A 23,902-nucleotide genomic window follows, 5' to 3' on the forward strand; every position below is an offset into this window, starting at 1 on the left:
CACGCTGGCGGGTCAGCGTCGCCGTCACGGCCGCCTGGCTCGGCTTTCCCGCCCTTCTCCTCCCAGCCGAATCGGACCTGATATATCGCCCTGGTTAGGGTTTTCGAGCACCCGATGGCTGAGGGAGTGGCCTCTCCTCCGGCTCAGAGGCCCCCGGCTGTGCTCGCCGTACGGTCCCGGGCGCGGCGGCCGAAGTCCGACAGCAGCGGCGTGACGTCCGCCGCGCCGATCGTCACCTCGATCGCCCCGGCGGGCGGCACCGCGACCGTGTCCCGGTCGAAGTGCACCCGCAGGGCCCCGCTCCGGGTGAAGGCCACGTCCGTCAGCCCCTTCGCGGGGGAACGGAGGGCGGCGTCCAGCCGGGCGGCCTCGATCCCCTGGCGGCCGGTCAGCTTCCGCTTCACGAGCGCCCCCAGCTCGGTGACCGCGCCGGGGCGCAGCAGCCGGAGCGTGCCGACCCTGTGGGTCCTGCCGTCGTACCAGTACGTCCGGGTGGTCGTGCCGTCGCCGGCCGCGTCGATCCGGGTGGTCAGCCGGACACCCACCACGTCGCCGGAGGCTGCCAGGGTCGTGGGGGAGACGGTCAGCCGGTCGCCCTCGGGACAGAAGCGCGCGGTGGCGCCCTTGAGGAAGGCGTCGCGGCGGGCCCGCGTGTCCTTGCGGAGGGCCGTGGTGAGCGCGTCCGCGCCGCGGTACTCCGGATAGGCGACGGACCACCGGCACGGACCCCGCCGGCCTCGGTCGACGACCAGCCGAGGAGCGTCGGCCTTGACCGAGGTCACGGATGTATGTGAGGTCGTCGGGGCGGACGCGAAGGCGGGGGTGGTCACGGCGCCGCCGGCGGCGGTCAGGGCGACCGCCGCCAGCAGCTTGACCGGGAAGTTCGCTTTCATGGCAGGTAAGACACCTCAGAACCGCTTCTGGTTGTCCTCTGCCGGTTGTCCCTGCCGGTCGGCCTCCGTGGTCCCGCGTCAGGCGGCTTCGTGGCTGAACAGGGCGTCCATGGCCCGCAGCAGCGGCGGGGCGTACGCGCTGCCCGAGCCGGACGCGGTCTTGGAGCCGCCCCAGGAGGCCTGCCAGTCGCCGGTCGTGGTCGTCCGCATCGCCGAGTGGCTCAGCGTCCCGCCGTCCGCGTTCTTGCTGTAGAGGGCCCAGTGGTGGGCGGTGTTGCCGTTCGTGGCCGAGCCCTTCGCGACCGTGTCGTCGTACGACGACGCGAGGAAGGTGTAGTCCGTCCCCATCTGCGAGGGCGGCTGGGCGCCCAGCCACTTCAGGAAGCCGCTGCCGTCCCGCATGTCGCTGCACTGCTCGTGGGTGAGGCTGCACAAGTCGATCAGCGCCGTGTCGATGCCCTTGTGCGGGGTGGCCAGGGTGACGATGTCCTCGATGTACAGGTACGGGGGCCAGCCGCTGGGTACGGCGGTCGCCCCGACGCTCTGGGCGTCCGTCGCAACGGCGTCGTTCTGGGCGTCCGTCGCAACGGCGTCGATGTCCGGAGCGGCGGCCGCCACGCCGTACCTGTTGACTCCCTCGATGGCGGCCTTGGCGATGAGACCGCCCATGGAGTGCGCCATGATGTCCACCGGGACGCCCTGGCTGGAGTAGGAGGAGTAGACGGTCCAGGCGAGCTGGCGGCCGATCTCCTGGATGCGAGTGTCCGTGGTGCCGTTGAACTTGATGTCGCAGTTCGTGCTCTTGTTGTAGTAGCCGAAGGTGCGGACGTCGGTCCACCCGTTGGCGAGGAGCAGGTCCCGCGCGTTCTTCCAGGAGCTCGCGCAGTTGGTGTCGGCTTCGCGGTCGAACCCATGCACCAGCAGGGTCACCCGGTGCCCGTCGCTGCGCGAGGGCTCCGCCGAGGCGGGCGGCGCGGTGACGGCCAGCACCGCCGCGGCCACGACCGAGGACATGATCGCGGCCAGGCCGCACCTGAGGAGTCTGTGCATCCACGCACTCCGTTCCATGAGATCGCAAGCACGGTAGAGCGCGGGCGATCATGCGCGAATCGGCCGTCAGACCCTCGGCTCAGGGACGTTCCGGGGCTCCGGCTAAGTCGGCCCGGTCACGCGGCTAAGTCGGTCCGGCCCGTCGAGCGCGGCGGACGGGCCGGCCTCCGCCGGCGGGTCCGGCTCGGCGAGGATGCCCGGCTCGGCGAGCGGGTCGGGCTCGGCGAGCAGGCCGAGCTCGGCGAGCTGCCCCCGGGAGGCGACGCCGAGCTTGGGAAACGCCTTGTACAGGTGATGTCCGACGGTGCGGGGGCTGAGGAGGAGCCGCGCACCGATCTGCCGGTTCGACAGCCCGGCGGCGGCCAGCCGCACCACCTGCCGCTCCTGTGGGGTGAGCCGTCCGAGCAGCCCTGGAGGGTTTCCGCGGGGGCGGGCCGGCTCGCTCGCGCGGCCACGTCCGCGGCCTGGATCGGTCGCGCGGTCGCGGGTGCGGTCCTGGTCGGTCGTGCGGGCCTGGGGGCCCGGCGCGGGCGCGGAAGCGGGTGAGGGGGAGACCCATGGGGTGGCGGAGGAGCGGGGCGAGGCGGAGGAGCGGGGCGCGGCCAGGGACCGTGACGTGGCGGGGGACCGTGGCGGGGCGGAGGAGCGGGGCGCGGCCGGTGACCGTGGCGCGGCGGAGGAGCGGGGAGCGGCGGCTTCGCCGGTGGCCTGGAGCTCGCCGCCCGCTCGGCGTGCCCAGGGCGTGGCGCCCAGCGCGCCGAACGTCTCGAACGCCGCACGCAGGTACCGCCGCGCCTCCGAGCGCCGGTGCGCGCGCCGCAGCCACTCGCCGTACAGCAACTCGGTCCGTGCCTGCTGGAACGGCTGCCCCGCCGGGACGGCGACGGCCCTGGCGTAGTGCCGGCCCGCCTCGTCGTCGTGGGCCAGCAGGCCCTCCAACCGCGCGGCCACCGCTCCGGCCCACGGACGGCCGGAGGCGGCGGCCCACTCCGCGTACCTGGCGGCCGGCTGCTCGGCCAGCTCGCGCAGCCCGGCCCGTACGGCGGCCTCCACCAGGTCGGGCACGGCGTGGAGCGCGACGAGCGGATGGTGACAGGCGCCGGACCACAGTGCCGCCAGCCGCTCGGCGGCCGGCCGCGGCCGCCCCATCCCCAGCTCCAGCAGCCCGGATGCCCAGGTCCCGACAGCCTGAGCGGCCCCAGCGCCCTCAGCGGCTTGCGCCGGGTGAGGGACGCGGGTGGCAGAGGCGGCTTCACCGGACGGGATGGAGGTGTGGCCGTTCACCGCGAGGAGAGTCGTGGCGGCCCCCGTCGTCGTGGTCAGGTGGCGGCAGCGGTCCTCGTCGCCGTTCACGGCGGCCAGCCAGGCGAGCAGGGCGTGGAGGTGGGCGGCCCGGTACGGCTGCCTGACGGCGGACGCCGCACGAAGCCCTTCGCGGGCCGCCGCCTCCGCCGCACTGTGGCGGCCGGCGGACAGCTCGGCCTGGGCGAGCAGGGTCAGCGCCTCCGGCAGGACACCGATCAGTCCGTGGCGGCGGCACCGCTCGGTGAGCAAGAGGGCCAACTCGCGGCCCACGAGCTCGTCCCCCGAGGCGACGGCCATCCACGCGGCCGGGGCGAGCAGGTCCGGGTGGTCCGCGGAGGAGACCCGTACCGACCGGATCGCCGCGCGCACGGGGGAGAGGTCCGTCGCCGCCCGACCAGCCACCATCCGCCCCATGACTTCCATTCCGGCGGCGAACACTTCCACGATGTCGCGGTCCGGGGCGGCTGCTGTCGCGCCCGTCGGGTGTGTGGTGAGCGCGGCCAGACCGGTGGCGGCGGTGCCGGCGAGCACCCCGTGACACGCGGAGGACGCCTTCCGCACCGCATCCGCGAGCAACCGCACCGCCGGTGACCGCATCGCGGCCGACCTCGCCGCCGGCGCGCCCACAGCGTCCGCTCGCCCCGCCGCCCCACACTCCGTCGTCGGCCCCTGCCCCGTCGCCGGCCGATCAGGGGAGGCGGGTCGCGGTGGTGTGCGGGGGGCCGGCTCGGCGATCGCTTTCTGCTGCGGTGCCGGTGCCGGTGCCGGCTCCGCGGCGAGGGCGTGCTGGGCGCCGGTCAGGAGGATGCGGGCTGCCGTCTCGGGGCGGCCGTGGACGGTCTCGATCGCCGCGCGCACGGCGGCGAGGCGGGCACGGGTGGCCGGGGCTGAGGGGAGCGCCGCGGCTCTGCCGGCCAGGGTGGCGGAACGCCCCGTGAGTCCTGCCTGGAACGCCAGCTCGGCCGCGGCCACGAACCTCTCCGCCGACCGGCCGGGCTCCCCGCTCAGCTCGCCCGCCCGCTCGTAGGCGACGGAGGCCACGACCACGGGCAGCCCCGCCTCGCAGGCCCGATCCGTGAGCGTTCCGTCACCCGGCGCGCTCGCCGTGTGAGTCTCGTCCGTGAGCGTCCCGTCCGTGTGGAGGTCGTACGGAGCGGTGGCCGGCGGGGAAGTGGCGTGGGGGAAGGTGTGAAGGGCGGCGTCGTGGAGGGCGGCGGCCAGGGAGTCCTCGGGGCCCGGGGTGGCGGTGGCGTGGTGCCAGGCGCGGCGGGTCGAGTGTGCCTGACCTTCCAGCGTGTCCGCCAGTGCCCGGTGCGCCGCCACCCGGCGGAAGTACGGTGCCGTTCGGTAGGCCGCACTGCGGAACAGCGGGTGGCGGAAGGTCAGCCCTGTGGCCGAGAGCCGCACCAGCCCGTCGCGTTCGGCGGGTTCGAGGTCGGCGGGCGTGGCGCCGAGGCGGGCGGCGGCGCGCAGGATGACGTCGAGGTCCCCCGTGTCGTCGGCCGCCGCCACGAGCAGCGCTGCCCGGGTGGCTTCGGGGAGCCGGTGGACGGGTGTCTCGAACGTGGCCCGCGCCCGGCCGGACAGGGGGCCGCACTCGCAGGCCAGGGGTAGCGGGCCCAGCCGGCCGGCCTGCTGCTGCGGGGTGAGGGCGGCCGCGAGCTCGACCAGCGCCAGCGGGTTGCCGGCGGCCTCCTCGGCCACCCGGTGGCGTACCTGGGGAGGCAGGCCGGGCGCGCGGCCGGCGAGGAGCTCGGCGGCCGCCGTCAGGTCGAGTCCGGCCGGCCACAGCTCCTCGACCCCGGTGCCGGTCATGGTTCCGGTGCCGGACCGGGGTGTGGGGGAGGGCTCGGCCGCCGTTCCGTCCGTGATGCCGGGGGCGGGCGCCGGATGCGCACGGCTGGGTACGTCGTCGTGGGCGGCGAAGATCATGACGATGCGCTCCCCGCCCAGCCGCCTGGCGGCGAACAGCAACGCCTCCGCCGACGCCCGGTCCAGCCAGTGGGCGTCGTCCACCAGGCACAACACCGGTGTCTCGGCCGCCACGTCCGCCAGCAGGTCCAGGACGGCCAGGCCCACGAGCCGTACCCGGGACCGGTCCGGCGCCTCCGGCGGCACGGCCTTCACCGCCTCGCGCAGCGCCTCCGCCCGGTCGGCGGGCAGCCGGCCGGCGGGGGAGCGCACCGGGTGGAGCACCGGGTGGAGCACTGGGTGGAGCAGCGGGTACAGCGCCGCGAACGGCAGCTCGCACTCCGGCTCCACCCCGGTCGCCCGCAGGAGCAGGAAGCCGGCGGCATGGGTGGCGGTGTGGTCCAGGAGCGCGGACTTGCCGATGCCGGTCTCGCCCCTGACGACGACGGCTCCGCCCTGCCCGGCCCGGGCCGCCGCCGTCAACGCGTCGATCCGGGCCTGCTCGCGGGCGCGTCCGTACAGCATCCACCCTCCTGACGATCAAGTCAGGAGTCAGTATGGGACCTTGTCCACTCCCGGGTAAGGGCCGTCGGCGATGTCCGTGGTGACGACCTGGTCAGATGGTGAGGTCGCGCTCGCGCTGGCTCCGCCATTCGACGAGCAGCACCGTGGCGTCGTCCTGCAGGCGGCCCTGCTGGTGTTCGAGGAGCGTCTGGATGAGCCGGCGCAGCGTCTCGGGGGGCGGCACGCCGTCGGCCTCCCGGCGGACGACGAAGTCCACGAACCGCTCCAGCCCGAACACCTCCCCGCTGGGGCTGCGCGCCTCGATCACTCCGTCGGTGTAGACCAGCAGCCTGTCACCGGGTTCGAGCTGGTAGCGGGCCGGCTGGTGGATGGCGCCCAGGCGGAAGCCCATCGGCGGGTCAGGGGCGGCCTGCAGCGTGGCGACCAGGCGCCCGTGGCGGAGCACCAGCGGCGGGTGGTGGCCGCGGTTGACCCAGGTGAGGAGCCCGGTGCCCATGTCCAGCTTGGCCAGGACCCCGGTGGCGAACTGGGTGCCGCCGAACTGCTCGAAGATGGCCCCGTCCACGGCCTCGCTGATGGACACGAGGTCCGCGTCCTCGCGGCGGGTGTTGCGGCAGGCGCCCATCGCGATCGTGGCGGTCAGCCCCGCGGCGGTGTCGTGGCCCATGGCGTCGAACATCGACAGGTGCAGGCTGTCGCCGGTCACCGCGTAGTCGAACGCGTCACCGCCCGCGAGATAGGCGGGTTCGAGGGCGGCGGTGACCACGACCCGGTCGGTGGCGAACGTCCGTATCGGCAGCAGCGTCCACAGCATCTCCGCCGAGAGCTGCATCGGCTGGGCGCGCACCAGCCGGGCGTACGTGTCGCTGGTGTCGCGCTTGTTGGCCAGGATGAGCGCGGTCAGTGCCGCGAGCTGGGAGGCCAGCCACCGGACGCGCTCGTCGTCGCGGGGCACCGTGACGACGAGCACGCCGATCCGTTCGGTGCCGTCCAGCAGCGGCAGGTACATCCGGCGCGGCTCCTGCGCGGCGGGCGCCTGCCCCGCCTCGGGCTCGGCAGCGGCCGGGCCGCTGCCGGGCCGGGTCTGGACCACGTCCAGCGCGCGGAACGCGCGCCCGGCCACGGTGGTGTCCACCCGGACGCGCTCGAACGGCGTGCCGTCCTCGTGCCGCTGCCCCGGAAGGGGGACGAGGTACTGCTGTTGGAGGTCGGCGACGTACAGGAGCACGCCGGAGAAGCCCACCTGCTCGGCTTGCGCGGCGACCAGGCCGGGCAGGTCCTCGAGCGTGGCGAGGTGGTGAGCGGCGAGCAGGCCGCCCAGCATGCGCTCTCCGTCGTCCGGCACCCGCTCACTCCTCGTAGTCCTTGACGTCCTTTCTACCGGTGTCCTGGGGTTTTGACACTGATGTTCGCGGGCGAGGCTCGGACGGAGTTCGCCGCCGGACCAGCGGCGGCGGCGACTGTGGAGGCGGCCAAAGAAACGACAAAGGTTGGCGGACGCGTCCTGGTGTTCCGTCTGGCGGGCCGCTGAAGATGGAACGGGGGTGGTTCGTCGATGAAATTGATGACGAAGGAGAGTCACGAGCTTCGCTGGGGCGGGATAGCCGGCATCGCCGCCATCGTGGTGGGGATCATCGGCCGGCTGGTCATGGGGAACGCCCCGAGCGTCGCCGAGTCCGCGACGAGCGTCGCCGGATACCTGTTCGAGTACCGGACCCAGGTCCTGGCGGCGTCGGTGCTGTACGCGATCGCCACGGTGCTGTTCCTGTGGTTCGGCGTGGCGCTGTCCACGGCGTTCCGCCGGGCCGACGACGCGAGTGACACGCCGACGCTGGTTTTGGCGGGGTACGTGCTCATCTCCACGGTCATGTTCCTCGGAGTGTCGTTGTTCGCCGGGCTGACGTACGCCGTCACCACGCACCGCGGTGTCCTGCTGGCCCTGGCGGCCGGCCCGTACACGGCGCTGACCGTGATGAGCATGATCAGCGGCATCGCGCTGGCGGCGACGTTCGCGGTGACGGCCGCCGCGATCATGCGCACGCACGTGCTGCCGATGTGGATGGCCTGGTTCGCGATCGTCGTGGCGGCGATCAAGCTGCTGACCGCGCTCGGTGTGGGCAGCACGGCGAGGGCGCTGGCCCCGGACGCGCCCCTGATGGCGCTCGTCCCGACCATACTCGTGGCGATCTGGGTACTGGTGGCGAGCTACATGCTGATCCGCGAGCACCTGCCCGTCAGGGCCGCGGGCGCACGTCCGGTGATGGGGCACTGACCGGGCACGCCGGAAGGGCGCGCCGGTGCGGCGGGCGCGGCGACGCGCCCGCCGCGGCGCGCGCGGCGGAGGCGGCGGAGGCGGCGCGGGCGGCGCCGGTGGGACGGAGGTCACCGGCATCGGGGACGAAGGTCACCAGGGCGTCGTCATGACCACGATCCGGAGCATCCGCCTATTACCGTGAGCCGACGGAAGACATCAGGCCGTGGAGATGGAGAGCTACATGTCGGATCTCGGGAGCTTCGGACGTCGGATCGCCGAGCGGCGTGAGTCGCTAGGCCTGACCCGCGAGGAGCTGGCCACAAGGGCGGGCGTGGAGGTCGCGTACGTCGGCTACCTGGAGGAGCAGTCCGGCGCGGCCGCGCGCGAGACGGCCACCAAGCTGGCCGCGGCGCTGGACGCGACCGTGCGTGAGCTGCTGGACGAGGCGCCGGCCGGCGCGGGCGCCCCGGCGCCGGGCGCGGACCTGGTGGAGCTGGACGAGAAGGAGTGCCTGCCGCTCATCTCGCCGGGCGGGGTGGGCCGGATCGCCTTCGAGGGCCGCTACGGCCTGACGGTGCTGCCGGTGAACTACCGCCTGTCCGACGGCGGCGCGATCGTCTTCCGCACGACTCCGGGCGGCACGACGGACGCCGACCTGCGCACCGGCATGAAGGGCGTCGAGTACAAGGTCGCCTTCGAGGTGGACAGCGTCGAGGAGCTGACCGGCGGCGGGTGGAGCGTGCTCGTGCAGGGCTCGCTGCACCACGTCACGGACGAGGAGGAGGCGGCGGTGGCCGCGACGGGCGTCGAGCCGTGGGCGGGCGGCGATCGCCGGCAGTACCTGCGGATCACGCCGTCGCGCGTGACGGGCCGCCGCATCACCACCGACTGACACCCACGCCTCCGAGCCCGCGCCTCCGAGCCCGCGCCCCCAAGCCCACGCCTCCGAGCCCGTGCCTCGAAGCCCGCGCCTCGAAGCCCGTGCCTCGAAGTGGCGGCGTCGAGCCGTTCGGGCACGGAAGGAGGGACCAAAGACCCTGACTGGGACGGATGCGGCTGCAGGAGGCTGACAGGACTCGCCACATTTCCCAGATCCGAAGGAAGGCGCCGATGGCCGTCGTCCCACCTGTCGCGTCCCGTTCCTCGACGGCGGGGCGCACCAAGGCACTGATCCTCGCCACGACGGCGTTCGCGGTCAACTTCTGGGCCTGGGCGCTGCTGAGTCCCCTCGGGCCCGTCTACAAGGAGCTGCTGGGGCTGAGCGCGACCGCGGTCTCGCTCCTGGTCGCCGTCCCGGTGATCGTCGGCTCGCTCGGCCGCATGGTGCTCGGCGCGCTGACCGACCGGTACGGCGGGCGGCTGGTGTTCGGCGTCGTCTCCCTCGCCGGCGTGGTGCCCGTGCTGTTCCTGGCCTTCGCCCAGAGCTATCCCGCGCTGCTGGCCGGCGGCCTGGTGCTGGGCATGACCGGGGCGACGTTCGCCATCGGCGTGCCGTTCGTCAACGCCTGGTACCCGCCCGAGCGGCGCGGCCTCGCGCTGGGCGTCTTCGGGATGGGCAACATCGGCACCGCGATCTCCGGGTTCGCCACGCCGTGGCTGGCCGCGGAGTTCGGCCGGGCCACGCCGTTCGTCACGGTCGCCGTCGCGCTGGTGCTGGTCGGGGTCGTCTTCCTCGTCCTGGGCCGGGACGCGCCCTCCGTCACGACGGGCGCGGCGGAGCCGTTCCTGGACAGGTTCGCCGCGGCGGTGCGGCTGCGGGTCACGAAGGAGCTGGCCGGGATGTACGCGCTGACCTTCGGCGGGTTCGTCGCCTTCGGCGTCTACCTGCCGCTCTACCTGAAGGCCGTCTACGGGCTGACGGTCGCCGACGCGGCGGCGCGCGCGGCCGGGTTCGTGGTGCTGGCGACGCTGGCCCGCCCGGTGGGCGGCTGGCTGTCGGACCGGCTGGGCGGCGAGCGGGTGCTGTGCTGGGTGCTGGCGGCCGTGTTCGGCTGCGCGATCGTCGTCTCCTTCGCCCCGGGCATGCCGCTGGCGACGGCCGGGTTCCTGGCCCTGGCGGCGGCGCTCGGGCTCGGCAACGGCGCGGTGTTCGCGATCCTCGGCCGCGCCGTCCCCGCCGCGGCGGTGGGCAGCGCCACGGGCGTCGTCGGCGCCGCCGGCGGGCTGGGCGGTTTCCTGCCGCCCATCGTCATGGGGCTCATCTACCAGGCCACCGGCTCGTACGCGATCGGGCTGATGTTGCTGGCCGCCATGGCGTTCGGCGCGTTCGTCTACTGCTGGGCCGTCCTGCGCCCGGCCGCGCGCCCCCGGAAGTGAGATCCCCGGCATGAGAGAACCGGACGTAGAGCGAGAAGGGCACCATCCCATGGCAAGCACCGACGGGCCGATCAGCGACGCGCTCCTCAGGCTCGGCCGCCACCTGCGGCCCGGCGAGGTGTCCGGCGACCTCAGGACGCTGCACCAGATCGGCGGCAGGCAGGGCGACGTCTTCTACCGCGACCGCTGGAGCCACGACAAGGTCGTGCGCTCCACCCACGGCGTCAACTGCACCGGCTCGTGCTCCTGGAAGGTGTACGTCAAGGACGGCGTGATCACGTGGGAGGCGCAGCAGACCGACTACCCGAGCGTGGGCGGCGACCGGCCGGAGTACGAGCCCCGGGGCTGCCCGCGCGGGGCGGCGTTCTCCTGGTACACCTACTCCCCGACACGGGTCCGCTTCCCGTACGCCAGGGGCGTCCTGGTGGAGATGTACCGCGAGGCGAAGGCCCGGCTGGGGGACCCGGTGGCCGCCTGGGCCGAGATCACCTCCGACCCGGACAGGCGGCGCCGCTACCAGGCGGCCCGCGGCAAGGGCGGGCTGGTGCGTGTCACCTGGGACGAGGCCACCGAGATCGTCGCTGCGGCGCACGTGCACACCGTCAAGACCTACGGCCCCGACCGGGTGGCCGGTTTCTCGCCGATCCCGGCCATGTCGATGGTCTCCCACGCGGTGGGCGCCCGGTTCGTCTCGCTGATCGGCGGCTCGATGCTGTCGTTCTACGACTGGTACGCGGACCTGCCCGTGGCCTCCCCCCAGGTGTTCGGCGACCAGACCGACGTGCCGGAGTCGGCCGACTGGTGGGACGCCTCCTACCTGATGCTGTGGGGCTCGAACGTGCCCGTCACCCGCACGCCCGACGCCCACTACATGGCCGAGGCGCGCTATCGGGGCCAGAAGGTCGTGGTGCTCGCGCCCGACTACAACGACGCCGCCAAGTTCGCCGACGAGTGGCTGGCCCCGAGTCCCGGCACGGACGGCGCGCTGGCCATGGCCATGGGCCACGTGATCCTCACGGAGTTCTTCCGCGACCGCCCGGTGCCGGCCTTCGCCGCCTACGCGCGCGCCTACACGGACCTGCCGTTCCTCGTGACGCTGGAGCCGCGCGGCGACGCCTGCGTGCCGCGGCGGTTCCTGACGGCCGCCGACCTGGGCGAGCAGCCCGACCCGGGCGAGCAGGAGGAGAACGCCGCGTTCAAGACCGTCGTGCTGGACGGGGCGACCGGGCGGGCGGTCGTGCCCAACGGGTCGCTGGGGTTCCGCTGGGGCCAGGAGGGCGAGGGCCGTTGGAACCTCGACCTCGGCGACGTGGAGCCCTTGCTCACGCTGTACGGGGAGGAGGCGGTGACGGTGGCGCTGCCCCGCTTCGACGGCCACGGGGACGGCGTGCTGGAGCGCGGCGTCCCGGTGCGCCGGGTCGGCGGCCACCTGGTCACCACGGTGTTCGACCTGATGATGGCGCAGTACGGCGTGGCCCGCGACGGGCTGCCCGGCCGCTGGCCGTCCGGCTACGACGACGCGGCCGAGCCGTACACGCCGGCGTGGCAGGAGCCGATCACCTCCGTCCCGGCCGCCGCGGCGGCCCGCATCGCGCGGGAGTTCGCCCGCAACGCCGAGGAGTCGGGCGGCCGATCCATGATCATCATGGGGGCCGGGACGAACCACTGGTTCCACTCCGACACGATCTACCGCTCGTTCCTGGCGCTGACCACGCTCACCGGCTGCCAGGGCGTCAACGGCGGCGGCTGGGCGCACTACGTCGGCCAGGAGAAGTGCCGTCCGATCACCGGCTGGGCGCAGCTCGCCTTCGGCCTGGACTGGTCGCGCCCGCCCCGGCAGATGATCGGGACCGCCTACTGGTACCTGCACACCGACCAGTGGCGCTACGACACCTACCCGGCCGACGTGGTGTCCTCGCCGCTGGCCGAGGGCGCGTTCGCCGGCCGGGCGACGGCTGACCTGCTGGCGCAGTCGGCGCGGCTGGGCTGGATGCCGTCGTATCCGACGTTCGACCGCAACCCGCTCGACCTGGCCGACGAGGCCGCCGCGGCCGGGGAGGAGGCGGGGCCGTACGTGGCGGGGCAGGTGGCCGCGGGCCGGCTCGGGTTCGCCTGCGAGGACCCCGACGCGCCCGCGAACTGGCCGCGCGTGCTGACCGTGTGGCGGGCCAACCTGCTCGGCTCCTCCGCCAAGGGCAACGAGTACTTCCTGCGCCACCTGCTGGGCACCGATTCGTCCGTGCGGGCCGCGGAGGCCGGGCCGGAGCACCGGCCCGAGGACCTCGCCTGGCCGGAGGAGGCGCCCCGGGGCAAGCTCGACCTGCTGCTGTCGCTGGACTTCCGGATGACCTCGACCACCCTGTTCTCCGACATCGTGCTGCCCGCCGCCACCTGGTACGAGAAGCACGACCTGTCGTCCACCGACATGCACCCGTTCGTGCACGCCTTCACCCCGGCGATCGACCCCCCCTGGCAGACCCGCACCGACTTCGCCGCCTTCCACGCCATCGCCCGCGCCTTCAGCGACCTGGCCGCGACCCACCTGGGCACGCGCCGGGACGTGGTGGCCATGCCGCTGCAGCACGACACGCCCGACGAGCTGGCCACCCCGCACGGGAAGGTGCGCGACTGGCGCGCCACCGGCGAGACGCCCGTGCCCGGCCGGGACTTCCCGAAGATCGTCGTGGTCGAGCGGGACTACGGGGCGGTGGCGGACCGGATGGCCGCCCTCGGCCCGCTGCTGGACCGGCTCGGCGCCTCCACCAAGGGGCTGACGTACGACGTGTCCGGCGAGATCGGACGGCTCGGCCGGGTCAACGGCACCACCGGGGACGGCCGGCCGTCCCTGGCCACGGACGTCGCCATGTGCGAGGCCGTGCTCGCCCTGTCCGGCACGACCAACGGGCGGCTGGCCGCCCAGGGGTTCACCACGCTCGCCCGCCGGACCGGGACGTCCTTCGACGGCCTGGCCGACGAGCACCGGCAGATCACCTTCGCCGACACCCAGGCCCGTCCCGTCCCGGTGATCACCTCGCCGGAGTGGTCGGGCAGCGAGACCGGCGGGCGGCGCTACTCCGCCTTCACGGTCAACGTCGAGCACCGCAAACCCTGGCACACCCTGACCGGACGCCAGCACTTCTACCTCGACCACGACTGGATCCACGAGGCGGGCGAGGCGCTGCCCGTCTACCGGCCGCCGCTGAACATGACCGCGATGTTCGGCGAGCCCGGCATCGGGGACGGGGCGGAGGGCGGCATCACGGTGCGCTACCTCACCCCGCACTCCAAGTGGTCCATCCACTCCGAGTACCAGGACAACCTGCTCATGCTGACCCTGTCACGCGGCGGGCCGACCATCTGGATGAGCCCCGCCGACGCCGCCAAGGTGAAGGTCGCCGACAACGACTGGGTGGAGGCGGTCAACCGCAACGGGGTCGTCGTCGCCCGCGCGGTCGTCTCCCACCGCATGCCGGAGGGGACCGTGTACATGTACCACGCCCAGGAACGGGTGGTGGACGTGCCCAAGAGCGAGACGTCAGGACGCCGGGGCGGCATCCACAACTCGCTGACCAGGCTGCTGGTCAAGCCGACCCACCTCATCGGCGGCTACGCCCAGCTCTCCTTCGCCTTCAACTATCTCGGGCCCACGGGCAACCAGCGCGACGAGGTCACCGTGATCCGCCGCCGCTCGCAGGAGGTGGACTACTGATGCGCGTCATGGCTCAGCTCGCGATGGTCATGAACCTCGACAAGTGCATCGGCTGCCACACCTGCTCGGTCACCTGCAAGCAGGCGTGGACGAACCGGACGGGCACCGAGTACGTCTGGTTCAACAACGTCGAGACCCGCCCCGGTCAGGGCTACCCCCGCACGTACGAGGACCAGGACAGGTGGCGGGGCGGCTGGGAGCTGAACCGGCGCGGCCGGCTGCGGCTGAAGGCCGGGGGGCGGCTGCGCAAGCTGCTCACCATCTTCGCCAACCCGCTCATGCCGTCCATCCAGGACTACTACGAGCCCTGGACCTACGACTACGACCGGCTCTTCTCCGCCCCGGCCACCGACGACACGCCCGTGGCCCGGCCCAGGTCCCTGATCAGCGGAGAGCCCACCAAGATCACGTGGAGTGCCAACTGGGACGACAACCTGGCCGGCGCGCCCGAGCTGGCCGCCGCCGACCCGGTGCTGCGCAAGGTGTCGGACCAGGTGAAGCTGGAGTTCGAGCGGGCCTTCATGTTCTACCTGCCGCGCATCTGCGAGCACTGCCTCAACCCGTCCTGCGTGGCCTCCTGCCCCTCCGGCGCGATGTACAAGCGCTCCGAGGACGGCATCGTCCTGGTCGACCAGGACCGCTGCCGCGGCTGGCGGATGTGCGTGACCGGCTGCCCGTACAAGAAGGTGTACTTCAACCACCGCACCGGCAAGGCCGAGAAGTGCACGTTCTGCTACCCCCGGGTGGAGGTCGGCATCCCGACCGTCTGCTCGGAGACCTGCGTGGGCCGCCTGCGCTACCTCGGCCTGCTGCTCTACGACGCCGACCGGGTCGCCGAGGCCGCCGCCGTACCCGACGAGAAGGACCTGTTGGAAGCGCAGAAGAGCGTCCTGCTGGACCCGCACGACCCCGAGGTGGTCGCGGCCGCCCGCGCCGCGGGCATCCCGGAGGACTGGCTGGAGGCGGCCCGCCGCTCACCGATCCACAAGCTGATCTTCGAGTACGGCGTGGCGCTGCCGCTGCACCCGGAGTACCGCACGATGCCGATGGTCTGGTACATCCCGCCGTTGTCGCCCGTGGTGGACGTACTGGCGGGCACCGGTCACGACGGCGAGGACGCCGGCAACCTGTTCGGCGCGATCGACGCCCTGCGCATCCCGGTCGGCTACCTCGCCGAGCTGTTCACCGCCGGCGACCCCGGGCCGGTGCGGGCCGCGCTGCGCCGCCTGGCCGCCATGCGCTCCTACATGCGCCGCCTCAACCTGGGCCAGGAGGCCGACGAGTCGATCGCCGCCGCCGCCGGCCTGAGCGGCTCCCAGGTGGAGGGCATGCACCGGCTGCTCGCCCTCGCCCCGTACGCCGAGCGCTACGTCATCCCCAAGGCCCACGCCGAGCAGGGCAGGGCGCTGGAGGAGACGGCGACCGGCTGCAGCCTCGACTACGCGGGCGGTCCCGGCATGGGAGGACCGTTCGGTGAGGCGTCCGGCACGCCGGCCCCGGTGGCGGTGGAGAACTTCCACGCGCTCAAGGACCGTCAGGAGACCGGCGGCCTCGTCGATCCGGCCGACCGGGCCGGCCGCGTCAACCTGCTCAACTGGGACGGCAAGGGCCTGCCCGACGGGCTGTTCCCCAAGCGCAAGGAGGACTCGTGAGTGAGCGTGCCATCCACATGACCGCGTCGGTGCTGCTCGGCTATCCGGACCAGGAGCTGATCGAGGCGCTGCCGCTGCTCACCATGACCGTGGACAGGCTGCCCGCCGGAGAGGCCGCCGCCCGCCTGCGGGCCTTCCTCGTCCACCTGGCCACGACGCCGCTGCCGCGGCTGGCCGAGCACTACGTGGCGACGTTCGACCTGAAGCGCCGCTGCTGCCCCTATCTGACGTACTACACCTACGGTGACACGCGGAAGCGCGGCATGGCGCTGCTGCGCTTCAAGCACGCCTTCCGCGAGGCGGGGTTCGAGCCCGCCGGCGCCGAGCTGCCCGACCACCTCGCCGTGGTGTGCGAGCTGTCCGCGCGGGGCGGCGTGCGCGAGGCCGGCCGGCTGCTGCGCGAGCACCGCGCCGGCGTGGAGACGCTGCACCGGGCGCTGCTGGACGAGCGCTCGCCGTACGCCGACGTCGTCGCCGCCGTGCTGGCCACCCTGCCGCCCGCGACCGAGCGCGAGCGGGCCGCCGCCCTGCGGCTGGCGCAGGAGGGCCCGCCGGGGGAGCAGGTCGGCCTGGAGCCCTACGCGGTGGGAGAGTCACGGTGAGCCCGCTGGACCTGCTGCTGTGGGCCGTCCTCCCGTACGTCGCGGCCACCGTGTTCGTGGCCGGGCACGTCTGGCGTTACCGCTACGACAAGTTCGGCTGGACCACGCGCTCGTCGCAGATGTACGAGTCGCGGCTGCTGCGGGTCGGCAGCCCGCTGTTCCACTTCGGCATCCTGGTCGTCATCCTCGGCCACGTCGGCGGCCTGGTGATCCCCAAGTCGTGGACGGAGGCACTGGGCGTCAGCGAGGCGGCCTACCACGTCACGGCCGTCGCGCTGGGCACGGTCGCCGGCTTCTGCACGCTCGCGGGCCTGGCGATCCTGGTCTACCGCCGCCGCACCGTGGGGCCGGTCTTCTCCGCCACGACCCGCAACGACAAGCTCATGTACGCCGTCCTCACCCTGACCATCGTGCTCGGTCTGGCCGCGACGGTCGTGGCCAACGCCGTCGGAGGCGGCTACGACTACCGCACCACCATCTCGCCGTGGTTCCGGTCGATCTTCACGCTCGGCCCGCGGCCCGAGCTGATGGCGGGCGCGCCGCCGCTGTTCCGGCTGCACGCGCTGAGTGCCCTCGTCCTGTTCGCCATCTGGCCGTTCACCCGGCTGGTGCACATGCTCACCGCGCCGGTCGGCTACCTGACGCGGCCGTACATCGTCTACCGCTCCCGCGACGACGTCGCGGGGACGCGCCGGGCGCGCCGCGGCTGGGCCGGCTGACCGCATGGGACCAATGGCCCTCGCATCGGTGACTTCGTCCCCGGGCGCTTTCCCGTGGCCGCGACCAGGCTGGAGGTGAGTGTCCCGACGGGAGGCGATGGGCCATGGCCGGACGGATCGTGATCGGCGTGGACGGGTCCGCGCCGGCGACGGCGGCGGTGGAATGGGCCGCCGTCGACGCGCGGCGCCGCGGGCTCGCGCTCCGCGTCGTGCACGTGTGCCAGCAGTGGGGGCCGCCCGCGGGCAGCACGGAGTACTGCTCCGCGATGCTGGAGGCCGCCGCTGACCGGGCGCGGGCTCTCGCGCCGGACACCGACGTGAGCACCGGCATGCTGAGCGGCGGTGTGATCGACGCGCTCGTCGGCGAGTCGATCCTGGCGGAGAGCGTGGTGCTGGGCAGCCGGGGCCTCGGCGGGTTCGCCGGGATGGTGCTCGGCTCCGTGAGCATGGCCGTCGCCGGCCACGCCGCCGGCCCGGTCGTGGTCGTGCGCGGCGCCTCCGTCGTCCAGCACGGCCAGGTCGTGGTGGGCTACGACGGGTCGGAGCACTCGCAGGCCGCCATGGAGTACGCCGTCGAGCAGGCCCGCGCGCGCATCGCGCAGCTGCACGTGGTCTACGCCTGGCAGATGCCGGTCTTCTCCCCGTACGCCACCGGATACGGCGGCCTGATCCAGGACGCCTACCAGCAGGAGGTGCGCATGGCCGCCGAGCGGGTCGTGCCCTGGCGGGAGAAGAACCCCGACGTACGGATCGTCGACGACCAGGTGTGCGAGCACCCGGTGTCGGCCCTGATGAAGGCGGCGCTCACCGCCGACCTCGTGGTGATCGGCTCGCGCGGGCTGGGCGGGTTCGTCGCCGCCGTGCTCGGGTCCGTCAGCCACGGCGTGCTGCACCACGTGGCATGCCCGGTCGCGGTGGTACGGCCGCGCAAGGAGCGGACATGGAGGGAACGGACATGACCACCGACCGGGACCTGACCACCGAGCGGGACATCGCATCGCTCACGGCCGAGCAGGTGATGGGCCGCGTGCTCGTCACCATCACGCCCGAGGAGTCGCCCCTGATGGCCTGGGAGTTGATGCGCCGGGCCGGCGTCCACCACCTGCCGATCGTGGACGGGCGGCACGTGCTCGGCGTCCTGTCGCGCGAGCACCTGGCCGCCTCCTGGTCCGGCGGGCCGTCCGAACAGTCCGTACGCCAGGTCGGCTCGATGCTGGGCCGCGAGCCCCGGCCCCGGGTCGGCCCGGGCGACACGCTGGCGCGGGTCGCCGGGCTCATGGTGGACGCGTGCTCCGACGCGGTGCCGGTGGTGTCGGCCCGCGGCCTCGTCGGCCTCATCACGGCCCGGGACGTGCTGAACGCCGTCGCCGGCCGTACCGACGCCTCGGCCGCGCCGGGCGAGGTCTTCACCGGGCTGTTCCGCCTGGAGCCGGTCCTCCCGCCCCCGCCGTGACGGTAGGTGCCGGCTCCGTTGTCAGGGCGGATCAGTGCGGCGACAGTCGCTCACCAGGTTGTCGCTCCTTTCAGTCCAAGACCGGGAAGTTGGCGCGGAAGATGCCATAGGGATCGCGCCGGCGCTTGATCTCGCGCAGCCGGGTCAGGGTGTCGGCAGGGAAGGCTTGGGCGGCGCTCTCCGCCGGTGCGAGGAAGGTGTACGGCTTGCGGCCGCTGACCACCTGGCCCAGCGCCTCGACCAGGGCTGCCTGCTTGGCCTGCACCGCATCGACCAGGTGGGGCAGCCGCAGGCCGAGCAGGTAGAGCAGGTACGGCTCGGCCAGCGCGCCGCCCGCCCCGCCGCCGGGATCGGCCGCGGCCAGCGCTCCGCCCAGATGCCGGACCTGAAGGTTCAGCAGGGGCGCGAGTTCGGCGGTGGCGAGCGTCTCCAGCGTTGCCTCGTCCAGACGGGTCAGCAACTGGGTGCGGGCCAGCATGGGGCTGGGCTCGATCGGCTCGGCCGCGATCGTGCCCAGGTCGGCGAGGTCCATCAGGCCGCGGCTGTCGGAGAGGCTGCCGCCGATCTCGTCGAAGGCGGCCAGGAGCTCCTTGGCCTCGGCATCGTCGCCGAGGTAGGTCACGTCCACGCCGACCATCGGCGGCGCGGGCGGCGGCGGGGCCATCCGGTTGATCCACACCGAAAGCTCGCGTGGCGCGTTCGCGGTGATCCGGCGGAAGGCGTCGAACACTTCGCCGGTGCGTGCCGCCGGCCAGACGATCCGCCCGCCGTACACGCCGGGCGCCGGGTACAGCGCCAGCTCGACCGAGGTGATCAGCGCGTAGTCGCCGCCACCACCGCGCAGCGCCCAGAACAGCTCAGGGTCGGATTCGTCGGTGACCCGCACCTGCTCGCCGTCGGCGTCGACGACCTCGAAGGCGCGCACCGAGTCGGCGGCCCAGCCGTACCTGCGGCCGAACCACGAGATGCCGCCGCCGGCGACGAACCCGGCGACCGTCACGGCCGGGCTGCTGCCCGCCGGCCCCGTGAGGCCGTGCCTGCCGGTCTCGGCCAGCAACCGGCCCCACCGCACTCCGGCGCCGACCCGGGCGATGCGCGCCCGCGCGTCGACCTCCACCCGGTCCAGGCGGCCGGTGCGCAGCAGGACCACGCCCTGCACATCGCCCGAGGCGCCATGGCCCGATGGCTGGGCGGTGACCGTCAGCCCGGCCTCGCGGGCATACCGCACCAGCGCCGCCACATCCGCGGCGTCCTCGGCCTCCACGACGGCGGACACCGGCTGGTGGACGCCTACCGCCCACGGGCGGGCCGCCTCGTCGAACCCGTCCTCGCCGGGGAGCAGCACACGCCCCCGGACCGCATGACGTAGATCCATACTGTCGTCTCCTTCAGGGATGAGCGGGGGTTACCAGGGAAGAGTGCCTTCGTGCTGGACGAAGCCGGCGGTGGGGCCGTCGGCGTCCAGCAGCGCCATGGCCACGATCGGCGCGGCGCCCTCTTCAGGGGTCTTGATGCCTTCGTTGTGGTTGATGTCGGTCTTGACCCAGCCCGGGTCGACCGCGTTGACCTTGATCGGGGTGTCCCACAGCTCCTTGGCGTAGGACGCGGTGATCATGTTGAGGGCGGCCTTGGAGGAGCAGTAGGCCAGGTTGAGCATCGGCCACAGCGGATGGTCCTGGTCCAGGGTGCGCCCGATCGAGCCGCGTTCGCTGGAGACGTTCACGATGCGTCCCGCCGGTGAGCGGCGCAGCAGCGGCAGCATCGCGTTGGTGACCTCGATGACGCCGAACACGTTCGTCTCGAAGATCTTGCGGGCCTCCGCGGTGGTGGTCCGGCTGGGCGGACCGTCGTCGAAGATGATCCCGGCGTTGTTGACCAGGATGTCGAGCCTGCCGTACTCCTGCTCGATCCACGTCGCCGCGGCCCGGACGCCGGCCGCATCGGTGACGTCGAGCCGCACGTACGGCAGGCCGAGCCGCTCGGCGGCGGCACGTCCCCGCTCCTCGTCGCGGGCCCCGATGATCGCCGTGATGCCCCGGTCGCCGAGCTGGCGCGCGACTTCCGATCCGATGCCCTTGTTCGCGCCGGTGACGAGGGCGACCGCTACCACGCCGCGCCCGCGATCTGCCGGGTGGTGGCGTTCAGCCGGTTCCACAGGTTGACGGTGGAGACCGTCATGATCAACGCGGCGAGCTCGGTCTCGGAGTAGTGGTCGGCGGCCTCGTCCCACACGTCGTCGCCGACCTCGCCGCCGTCGGCGAGCCGGGTGACCGCCTCGGCCAGCGCCAGCGCGGCGCGCTCCGCGTCGGTGAAGTACGGGGCCTCCCGCCAGGCGGCCACGGCGAAGAGCCGCTCGTCGCTCTCGCCCTGCTTGCGCAGGTCCTTGGCGTGCATGTCGACGCAGACGCTGCACCCGTTGATCTGGCTGGCCCGCAGCAGCACCAGGTCGGACGTGGCCTTGGGCAGCCCGGCCTGGTCGGTGGCCTTCTGGAGGTTCATGAGCGCCTGCATGGCGCCGGGGAGGACGAGGGCAGGGTTCTTCATACGTGCTTGCATGGGGTTGTCTCCTGGAGGGTTCTGATCGTCATCGCTCATGTGACGAAGGCGAGCGGGGAAAGGTGACCGCCGCGCTGTACGACCAGGATCGCGGAGGCGGTTGATGCGTCGGCGATGCATCCACGATGCGGTGATTCGTCGTGGATATAGACTCCTGCGGGTGCTCGTCGGGAAGGTGCGGTTTTCGATCCTGGGCGCGGTGGAGGTGTCTGCTGAGGGCCTGGAGCTTCCCTCTCTCGCCCCGCGTCACCGCGCGTTTCTGGGGTACCTGTTGTTGCACTCGGGCACGGTGCTGAGCGTCGAACGACTGAGTCAGGCGATGTGGGGGCCGACGCCGCCCGACACGGCCAGGGCGCAGGTGCACGCCGCGCTGACGGTGATCCGGCGCACGCTGCGCGCGGCGGACGCGGCCCACCTGGTGGAGACCCGTCCGGCGGGCTATGTGATCACTCCGGAGCCGGGCCGGCTCGACCTGCAGGAGTTCGCCACGCTGGTGGCCGAGGCGGAGTCAGCGCCGGCTCGGGCCGTACGGGCGCTGCGCGAAGCACTCGCCTTGTGGCGCGGACCCGCCTTCGCCGACGTCCAGGCCCATTTCGCCGAGGGCGCCAGGGCACGGCTGGAGGATCGGCGGCTGACCGCGATCGAGCGACTGGTGGAGCTCGAACTCGCCGCCGGAAGGCACGCGGAGCTCATCGATCAGCTGGCCGCCGAGCTGACCGCGCATCCCCTGCGTGAACGGCTGGCCGGACAGCTGATGCTGGCCCTGCACCGCGCCGGGCGCCAGGCCGACGCCCTGGCCGCCGGCCGTGAGTACCGCCGCAGACTGGCCGACGAGCAGGGGCTGGATCCGGGCCACGCCTTCCTGGCCGTGGAGAAGACCGTCGTGCGCGGTGAGCGACCCGCGGCAGCCGTGATCCCTCCCGCGGAGGCCGAGCCGCCCGCCGCCATGGCCAAGCCCGCGGCGGCTTTCCTGCCCTACGACATCGCCGACTTCGCCGGCCGCTCGGTCCAGGTGGAGGAACTGTGCGAGCCCGCCTCCCGGGTGGTGACGATCGCGGCGATCGACGGCATGGCCGGCATCGGCAAGACGGCGCTGGCCGTCCATGTCGCCCACCGGCTCGCTGAGCGCTACCCCGACGGGCAGCTCTTCATCGACCTGCACGCTCATACAGCGGGCCAGCGGCCACTCGAGCCCGCGGAGGCGCTGGAAGTGCTGCTGCGGCAGCTCGGTGTGCCGACCGAGCGCATCCCCGCGTCCATGGTGGAAAGGGCCGCGCTGTGGCGAGCCGAGCTGGCCGGCCGCCGGGTGCTGCTGGTGCTGGACAACGCCGCCGACGCCGCCCAGGTCCGGCCCCTCCTGCCGGGTGCTTCGAGCAGCCTGGTGCTCATCACCAGCCGCCAGCGGCTCACCGACCTGGACGGCTCGCGGGCCCTGTCCATGGACGTGCTGCCTCTGCCCGACGCCGTCGTGCTCTTCACCGGCATCGTGGGCGAGCGCGCGGACGCCGAGCCCGAGGCGGTCAGGGAGGTCCTGCTGCTGTGTGGGTTCCTGCCGCTGGCCGTCCGCATCGCCGCCACCCGCCTGCGGCACCGCCCTCGCTGGAGTGTGGCCCATCTTGCCGAACGCCTGCGGGACGAGCGCCGCAGGCTCACCGAGCTGGCCCGGTCGGAACGCAGCGTGGCGGCGGCGTTCACCCTGTCGTATCGCCAGCTCACCGCCGATCAGCAGCGGCTCTTCCGCCTGCTCGGGCTTCATCCCGGCCGCGACATCGAACCCCATGCGGCCGCCGCGCTCGCCGAACTCCCCGTGGAGCGCGCCGAGGACCTGCTGGAGGACCTGCTGGACGCGCACATGCTCCAGCAACGCGCCTTCGGCCGCTACGTCTTCCACGATCTGCTCCGTCAGTACGCCGCGCAGCTGGTGGCCGAGCAGGAGCCGCCGGATGCCAGGCACGCGGCGCTGACCCGGCTGCTCGGCCACCAGCTGTCCACGGCGTCGGCCGCCATGGACGTGCTCTACCCCGACAGCGCCCACCGGCGACCACGCGTCAAGCAGCTCCCGCCCCCGCCGGTACCCCTCCATGACGTGTCACAGGCGCAGGCCTGGCTGGACGCCGAACGAGCCAACCTGGTGCTGGCCGCCGATCGCGACATGGCGCACACCGGCCTGCTGGCCACCACGCTCTACCGCTATCTCTACGACCACGCCCACCACGACGACGCTCTCGCCCTGTACGGCAAGGCACTGCGGGCCGCCCGATGCCGTGAGGATCCGGCCGGCGAAGGGCGGGCGCTGACCGATCTCGGCTGGGTGCATCAGGTGCTGGGCAGCAATGACATCGCCCGTGAGCACTTCGATCGGGCTCTGGCTGCCTGCCGTACGGCTGAAGACCGGCGAGGTCAGGCTCGGGCGCTGATCGGCTTGGGCAGGGTGTGCACGGACGAAGGCGACCACGAGCCGGCCAGGGAGGCGCACCTGCGCGCCCTTGAGCTGTTCCGCGACATCGGCGACCTGTTCGGCGAAGCGGTGACGCTCGACTACCTCGGCGTCGTCCACGAGCGGCTGGGTCAGTACGCGCAGGCGGCAGACCTGCACCGCCAGGCGCTGAACCTGTTCCGGGACATCGGCAGCCGAGGCGGTGAGGCCGACGCCCTGGACAACCTCGGGGCGGCCTGCACCCGGCTGGGCCGGCACGCCGAGGCCCGCGACCATCACGAGCAGGCGCTGGAGCTGTATCGACGCTTCGGCTACCGGCGGGGCGAGGCCAAGGCACTCAACAGCCTGGCCGAGATCGCGGCGACCTTGGGTGACCTGGGCCGGGCCGTACGCCTGCACACCGCCGCCCTCCGTCTGGCCGTGGAGCTGAACAACCCGGGCGAGGAGAAGCGCGCCCGCGAGGCCGTCGCCCGGCTCCCGCCGACATCGGAGATCTCCCGCCAAAGGTGATCGGCGGGGC

Annotated in this window: 17 protein-coding genes; 10 read left to right on the forward strand and 7 right to left on the reverse strand. The window is 73.2% G+C overall.

The annotated features are described in order from the left end of the window. Positions 1–143: 143 nt before the first annotated feature. From AB0H64_RS13820 to AB0H64_RS13835, 4 genes are all read right to left on the reverse strand, one after another. A complete protein-coding gene (locus tag AB0H64_RS13820) occupies positions 144–893 on the reverse strand; it encodes a hypothetical protein (RefSeq protein ID WP_357623660.1) in 750 nt (249 codons plus the stop codon). A 78-nt stretch (positions 894–971) separates the two neighbouring features. Beyond that, entirely contained in the window at positions 972–1,943 is a 972-nt protein-coding gene (locus AB0H64_RS13825; protein ID WP_357623662.1) for a hypothetical protein, read from the reverse strand. Between the two features lie 102 nt (positions 1,944–2,045). Continuing rightward, the gene (locus AB0H64_RS13830; protein WP_357623663.1) at positions 2,046–5,684 is read right to left on the reverse strand and encodes a LuxR family transcriptional regulator; all 3,639 of its coding nucleotides are present in this window, start codon (positions 5,682–5,684) and stop codon (positions 2,046–2,048) included. 91 nt (positions 5,685–5,775) lie between these two features. Further along, positions 5,776–7,029: a PP2C family protein-serine/threonine phosphatase gene (locus tag AB0H64_RS13835; RefSeq protein ID WP_357623665.1), complete on the reverse strand. Its 1,254-nt coding sequence runs from the start codon at positions 7,027–7,029 to the stop codon at positions 5,776–5,778. 219 nt (positions 7,030–7,248) lie between these two features. Between AB0H64_RS13835 and AB0H64_RS13840 the strand changes: the two genes are divergently transcribed. The 9 genes from AB0H64_RS13840 to AB0H64_RS13880 all read left to right on the forward strand — a co-directional run bounded on the left by AB0H64_RS13840 (position 7,249) and on the right by AB0H64_RS13880 (position 18,389). Further along, positions 7,249–7,956 carry a hypothetical protein gene (locus tag AB0H64_RS13840; RefSeq protein ID WP_357623667.1) on the forward strand — a complete coding sequence of 236 codons (708 nt, stop codon included), beginning with the start codon at positions 7,249–7,251 and terminating at the stop codon, positions 7,954–7,956. Between the two features lie 223 nt (positions 7,957–8,179). After that, positions 8,180–8,830, forward strand: coding sequence for a pyridoxamine 5'-phosphate oxidase family protein (locus AB0H64_RS13845; protein ID WP_357623668.1), 651 nt, complete (start codon positions 8,180–8,182; stop codon positions 8,828–8,830). A gap of 218 nt (positions 8,831–9,048) precedes the next feature. Continuing rightward, positions 9,049–10,254, forward strand: a complete 1,206-nt coding sequence (locus tag AB0H64_RS13850) for an MFS transporter (RefSeq protein WP_357623670.1) — start codon at positions 9,049–9,051, stop codon at positions 10,252–10,254. A 49-nt stretch (positions 10,255–10,303) separates the two neighbouring features. After that, on the forward strand, positions 10,304–13,963 hold the full coding sequence (locus AB0H64_RS13855; protein WP_357623671.1) for a nitrate reductase subunit alpha: 3,660 nt from the start codon (positions 10,304–10,306) through the stop codon (positions 13,961–13,963). Continuing rightward, entirely contained in the window at positions 13,963–15,615 is a 1,653-nt protein-coding gene (gene narH, locus AB0H64_RS13860; protein ID WP_357623673.1) for a nitrate reductase subunit beta, read from the forward strand. Before AB0H64_RS13855 ends, narH begins: the two co-directional genes overlap by 1 nt. Beyond that, on the forward strand, positions 15,612–16,217 hold the full coding sequence (gene narJ / locus AB0H64_RS13865; protein WP_357623675.1) for a nitrate reductase molybdenum cofactor assembly chaperone: 606 nt from the start codon (positions 15,612–15,614) through the stop codon (positions 16,215–16,217). The genes narH and narJ overlap by 4 nt, the downstream gene beginning before the upstream one ends. Next, positions 16,214–16,936, forward strand: a complete 723-nt coding sequence (narI, locus tag AB0H64_RS13870; protein ID WP_357623677.1) for a respiratory nitrate reductase subunit gamma — start codon at positions 16,214–16,216, stop codon at positions 16,934–16,936. The genes narJ and narI overlap by 4 nt, the downstream gene beginning before the upstream one ends. A 104-nt stretch (positions 16,937–17,040) precedes the next feature. Beyond that, a complete protein-coding gene (locus AB0H64_RS13875) occupies positions 17,041–17,895 on the forward strand; it encodes a universal stress protein (protein ID WP_357623678.1) in 855 nt (284 codons plus the stop codon). Next, complete coding sequence (locus tag AB0H64_RS13880) at positions 17,877–18,389, forward strand: CBS domain-containing protein (RefSeq protein WP_357623679.1); 513 nt, start codon at positions 17,877–17,879, stop codon at positions 18,387–18,389. The genes AB0H64_RS13875 and AB0H64_RS13880 overlap by 19 nt, the downstream gene beginning before the upstream one ends. A 70-nt stretch (positions 18,390–18,459) precedes the next feature. On the opposite strand, the gene AB0H64_RS13885 is transcribed toward AB0H64_RS13880, so the two are convergent. Genes AB0H64_RS13885 through AB0H64_RS13895 form a run of 3 tightly spaced genes read right to left on the reverse strand, consistent with a single transcriptional unit; the run spans position 18,460 to position 20,945 of the window. Further along, positions 18,460–19,764: an FAD-dependent oxidoreductase gene (locus tag AB0H64_RS13885; RefSeq protein WP_357623681.1), complete on the reverse strand. Its 1,305-nt coding sequence runs from the start codon at positions 19,762–19,764 to the stop codon at positions 18,460–18,462. A 30-nt stretch (positions 19,765–19,794) separates the two neighbouring features. Continuing rightward, positions 19,795–20,544: an SDR family oxidoreductase gene (locus AB0H64_RS13890; RefSeq protein WP_357623683.1), complete on the reverse strand. Its 750-nt coding sequence runs from the start codon at positions 20,542–20,544 to the stop codon at positions 19,795–19,797. Then, entirely contained in the window at positions 20,493–20,945 is a 453-nt protein-coding gene (locus AB0H64_RS13895) for a carboxymuconolactone decarboxylase family protein (protein ID WP_357623685.1), read from the reverse strand. The genes AB0H64_RS13890 and AB0H64_RS13895 overlap by 52 nt, the downstream gene beginning before the upstream one ends. Positions 20,946–21,105: 160 nt before the next feature. Between AB0H64_RS13895 and AB0H64_RS13900 the strand changes: the two genes are divergently transcribed. Next, complete coding sequence (locus AB0H64_RS13900) at positions 21,106–23,892, forward strand: BTAD domain-containing putative transcriptional regulator (RefSeq protein ID WP_357623686.1); 2,787 nt, start codon at positions 21,106–21,108, stop codon at positions 23,890–23,892. Positions 23,893–23,902 lie beyond the last annotated feature (10 nt).

The organism is Nonomuraea sp. NPDC050733 (assembly GCF_040654215.1).
GTDB lineage: Bacteria > Actinomycetota > Actinomycetes > Streptosporangiales > Streptosporangiaceae > Nonomuraea.